The sequence below is a fragment of the Micromonospora sp. NPDC047465 genome (assembly GCF_040643125.1).
GTDB lineage: Bacteria > Actinomycetota > Actinomycetes > Mycobacteriales > Micromonosporaceae > Micromonospora.
In genome coordinates this window covers 1-5,207 of the sequence record NZ_JBEYTP010000107.1, presented here as the reverse complement: position 1 = coordinate 5,207, position 5,207 = coordinate 1, and the positions used below count along the sequence as shown (strand labels likewise).

The 5,207-nt window shown below is 58.0% G+C and carries 3 rRNA genes; all 3 read right to left on the bottom strand.

From position 1 onward, the window contains the following. Positions 1–4: 4 nt before the first annotated feature. The 3 genes from rrf to ABZ793_RS34480 all read right to left on the bottom strand — a co-directional run bounded on the left by rrf (position 5) and on the right by ABZ793_RS34480 (position 5,203). Positions 5–121 (bottom strand): 5S ribosomal RNA (gene rrf / locus ABZ793_RS34490). 82 nt (positions 122–203) lie between these two features. Next, positions 204–3,315: ribosomal RNA gene (locus ABZ793_RS34485) — 23S ribosomal RNA — on the bottom strand. A 371-nt stretch (positions 3,316–3,686) separates the two neighbouring features. Beyond that, positions 3,687–5,203: ribosomal RNA gene (locus ABZ793_RS34480) — 16S ribosomal RNA — on the bottom strand. Together the 16S, 23S and 5S rRNA genes form the textbook arrangement of a ribosomal RNA operon. Positions 5,204–5,207 lie beyond the last annotated feature (4 nt).

Below are 5,207 nucleotides of genomic sequence, written 5' to 3'. Positions count from 1 at the left end.
GATTGTCCGGCGGTGTCCTACTCTCCCACACCCTCCCGAGTGCAGTACCATCGGCGCTGGAGGGCTTAGCTTCCGGGTTCGGAATGTAACCGGGCGTTTCCCCTCCGCCATGACCGCCGTAACTCTATCGACATATCAAACAACACCCAACCGGGTCTGTTGTTCGTTCATCGAGAGTTGCACAGTGGACGCGTAGCAGCTTAGTAGTCAAGTCCTCGGCCTATTAGTACCGGTCAACTGAACCCGTTACCGGGCTTACATTTCCGGCCTATCAACCCAGTCGTCTAGCTGGGGGCCTTACCCACTCAAAGAGTGGTGGGATACCTCATCTTGAAGCGAGCTTCCCGCTTAGATGCTTTCAGCGGTTATCCCTTCCGAACGTAGCTAACCAGCCGTGCCCCTGGCGGGACAACTGGCACACCAGAGGTTCGTCCGTCCCGGTCCTCTCGTACTAGGGACAGCCCTTCTCAAGTATCCTACGCGCACGGCGGATAGGGACCGAACTGTCTCACGACGTTCTAAACCCAGCTCGCGTACCGCTTTAATGGGCGAACAGCCCAACCCTTGGGACCTGCTACAGCCCCAGGATGCGACGAGCCGACATCGAGGTGCCAAACCATCCCGTCGATATGGACTCTTGGGGAAGATCAGCCTGTTATCCCCGGGGTACCTTTTATCCGTTGAGCGACACCGCTTCCACTCGCAAGTGCCGGATCACTAGTCCCGACTTTCGTCCCTGCTCGACCTGTCAGTCTCACAGTCAAGCTCCCTTGTGTACTTGCACTCAACACCTGATTGCCAACCAGGCTGAGGGAACCTTTGGGCGCCTCCGTTACCCTTTAGGAGGCAACCGCCCCAGTTAAACTACCCACCAGACACTGTCCCTGAACCGGATAACGGTCCGAAGTTAGATACCCAAATCAACCAGAGTGGTATTTCAAGATTGCCTCCACCCATACTGGCGTATGAGCTTCACCGGCTCCCACCTATCCTACACAAGCTAATTCGGATACCAATGTCAAGCTATAGTAAAGGTCCCGGGGTCTTTCCGTCCTGCCGCGCGTAACGAGCATCTTTACTCGTAATGCAATTTCGCCGGGCCTGTGGTTGAGACAGTGGGGAAGTCGTTACGCCATTCGTGCAGGTCGGAACTTACCCGACAAGGAATTTCGCTACCTTAGGATGGTTATAGTTACCACCGCCGTTTACTGGCGCTTAAGTTCTCCGCTTCGCCCCGAAGAGCTAACAGGTCCCCTTAACGTTCCAGCACCGGGCAGGCGTCAGTCCATATACATCGAATTACTTCTTCGCATGGACCTGTGTTTTTAGTAAACAGTCGCTTCCCCCTGCTCTCTGCGGCCATACAACGCTCCACCCGCGCGGGGCTTCACGTCTCCGGCCCCCCTTCTCCCTAAGTTACGGGGGCAATTTGCCGAGTTCCTTAACCACAGTTCGCCCGATCGCCTCGGTATTCTCTACCTGACCACCTGTGTCGGTTTGGGGTACGGGCCGCTAAGAACTCGCTAGAGGCTTTTCTCGGCAGCATAGGATCACTGACTTCACCTGAATCGGCTCGGCATCACGTCTCAGCCTACATGTGCTGCGGATTTGCCTACAGCACGGCCTACACGCTTACCCCGGCACAACCACCGGCCGGGCTCAGCTACCTTCCTGCGTCACCCCATCGCTTGACTACTACCCGCCAGGTTCCCACGCTCCCCCAGTTAGGTCCGAAGACCGCCCCAGGTTTGGGTGGTTAGCACAACGAGGTTCATCAGGGTCGCTCTTTCGCGGGTACGGGAATATCAACCCGTTGTCCATCGACTACGCCTCTCGGCCTCGCCTTAGGTCCCGACTCACCCAGGGCGGATTAGCCTGGCCCTGGAACCCTTGGTCATCCGGCGGAAGGGTTTCTCACCCTTCTTTCGCTACTCATGCCTGCATTCTCACTCGTGCCGCGTCCACACCTCGATCACTCGGATGCTTCACTCGCGGCACGACGCTCCCCTACCCATCCACACACCTGCACAAGGAATCACGTCCAAGCGAGGTAAAAATGTGAATGCCACAGCTTCGGCGGTGTGCTTGAGCCCCGCTACATTGTCGGCGCGGAACCACTTGACCAGTGAGCTATTACGCACTCTTTAAAGGGTGGCTGCTTCTAAGCCAACCTCCTGGTTGTCTATGCGACCCCACATCCTTTTCCACTTAGCACACGCTTAGGGGCCTTAGCTGGTGATCTGGGCTGTTTCCCTCTCGACTACGAAGCTTATCCCCCGCAGTCTCACTGCCGCGCTCTCACTTACCGGCATTCGGAGTTTGGCTGATTTCGGTAAGCTTGTGGGCCCCCTAGACCATCCAGTGCTCTACCTCCGGCAAGAAACACGCGACGCTGCACCTAAATGCATTTCGGGGAGAACCAGCTATCACGGAGTTTGATTGGCCTTTCACCCCTAACCACAGGTCATCCCCCAACTTTTCAACGTTGGTGGGTTCGGCCCTCCACGCGGTCTTACCCGCGCTTCAGCCTGCCCATGGCTAGATCACTCCGCTTCGGGTCTAGGACACGCGACTGAATCGCCCTATTCAGACTCGCTTTCGCTACGGCTCCCCCACACGGGTTAACCTCGCCACATGCCACTAACTCGCAGGCTCATTCTTCAAAAGGCACGCCGTCACCCCGCAAGGCTCCGACGGATTGTAGGCGAACGGTTTCAGGTACTATTTCACTCCCCTCCCGGGGTACTTTTCACCATTCCCTCACGGTACTCGTCCGCTATCGGTCACCAGGAAGTATTTAGGCTTACCAGGTGGTCCTGGCAGATTCACGGCAGATTTCAGGGGTCCGCCGCTACTCGGGAACACCCACAGGAGACCAGCCACTTTCACCTACCGGACTATCACCGCCTACGGTCAGCCTTTCCAGACTGTTCGGCTAGCAACTGGCTTTATAACTCCTCACACGAGTGTCAGCTCGTGTAGCAGGGTCCCACAACCCCGACCACGCAACCCCTGACAGGTATCACACGCAGCCGGTTTAGCCTCAATCCGCTTTCGCTCGCCACTACTCACGGAATCACTAAATTTGTTTTCTCTTCCTACGGGTACTGAGATGTTTCACTTCCCCGCGTTCCCTCCATACACCCTATGTGTTCAGGTGCAGGTGACACCACATGACTGATGCCGGGTTCCCCCATTCGGACACCCTGGGATCACAGCTCGGTTGACAGCTCCCCCAGGCCTATCGCGGCCTCCCACGTCCTTCATCGGCTCCTGGTGCCAAGGCATCCACCGTTCGCCCTTGACAACTTGACCACAAAGATGCTCGCGTCCACTGTGCAATTCTCAACAAACGACCAACCCACAACCCACAGCCCCACACCAGCATCACCACAGCGACCGGTATGCGAGACCAGGCCATGCCTGGCAGCCCACGAAGCTCCCGCTCCGCACAAGGCTCCGAAAGAAACAACCACCGGTTGTTCTTTCAGGACCCAACAGGGTGCCCTACATTTCTCCCCAGCCGCACCAGAAGCATCCGTTCCCTACCACCCGAAGATGGTCGTACTAGGCGCCTCGGCCGTTGCCAGGAAAAAACTCGCCAGTGTCTCCGCCATTGAGCACCCCGACCCGACATTCGCAGGTCGCGGGCTCCTTACACCCTTTCAGGTGAAGGTGCTCCTTAGAAAGGAGGTGATCCAGCCGCACCTTCCGGTACGGCTACCTTGTTACGACTTCGTCCCAATCGCCAGCCCCACCTTCGACGGCTCCCTCCCACAAGGGGTTGGGCCACCGGCTTCGGGTGTTGCCGACTTTCGTGACGTGACGGGCGGTGTGTACAAGGCCCGGGAACGTATTCACCGCAGCGTTGCTGATCTGCGATTACTAGCGACTCCGACTTCACGGGGTCGAGTTGCAGACCCCGATCCGAACTGAGACCGGCTTTTTGGGATTCGCTCCACCTCACGGTATCGCAGCCCATTGTACCGGCCATTGTAGCATGCGTGAAGCCCTGGACATAAGGGGCATGATGACTTGACGTCATCCCCACCTTCCTCCGAGTTGACCCCGGCAGTCTTCGATGAGTCCCCGCCATAACGCGCTGGCAACATCGAACGAGGGTTGCGCTCGTTGCGGGACTTAACCCAACATCTCACGACACGAGCTGACGACAGCCATGCACCACCTGTGACCGCCCCCGAAGGACCCGACATCTCTGCCGGTTTTGCGGCCATGTCAAACCCAGGTAAGGTTCTTCGCGTTGCATCGAATTAATCCGCATGCTCCGCCGCTTGTGCGGGCCCCCGTCAATTCCTTTGAGTTTTAGCCTTGCGGCCGTACTCCCCAGGCGGGGCGCTTAATGCGTTAGCTGCGGCACAGGGAACCGGAGAGGCCCCCCACACCTAGCGCCCAACGTTTACAGCGTGGACTACCAGGGTATCTAATCCTGTTCGCTCCCCACGCTTTCGCTCCTCAGCGTCAGTATCGGCCCAGAGACCCGCCTTCGCCACCGGTGTTCCTCCTGATATCTGCGCATTTCACCGCTACACCAGGAATTCCAGTCTCCCCTACCGAACTCTAGCCTGCCCGTATCGACTGCAGGCCCGCAGTTGAGCTGCGGGTTTTCACAGTCGACGCGACAAGCCGCCTACGAGCTCTTTACGCCCAATAAATCCGGACAACGCTCGCGCCCTACGTCTTACCGCGGCTGCTGGCACGTAGTTGGCCGGCGCTTCTTCTGCAGGTACCGTCACTTACGCTTCGTCCCTGCTGAAAGAGGTTTACAACCCGAAGGCCGTCATCCCTCACGCGGCGTCGCTGCATCAGGCTTCCGCCCATTGTGCAATATTCCCCACTGCTGCCTCCCGTAGGAGTCTGGGCCGTGTCTCAGTCCCAGTGTGGCCGGTCGCCCTCTCAGGCCGGCTACCCGTCGTCGCCTTGGTAGGCCATCACCCCACCAACAAGCTGATAGGCCGCGAGCCCATCCCAGGCCGAAAAACTTTCCACCAAACCTCATGCGAAGTAAGGTCCTATTCGGTATTAGCCCCCGTTTCCGAGGGTTATCCCAAAGCCTAGGGCAGGTTGCTCACGTGTTACTCACCCGTTCGCCGCTCGAGTACCCCGAAGGGCCTTTCCGCTCGACTTGCATGTGTTAAGCACGCCGCCAGCGTTCGTCCTGAGCCAGGATCAAACTCTCCAACAAAAAC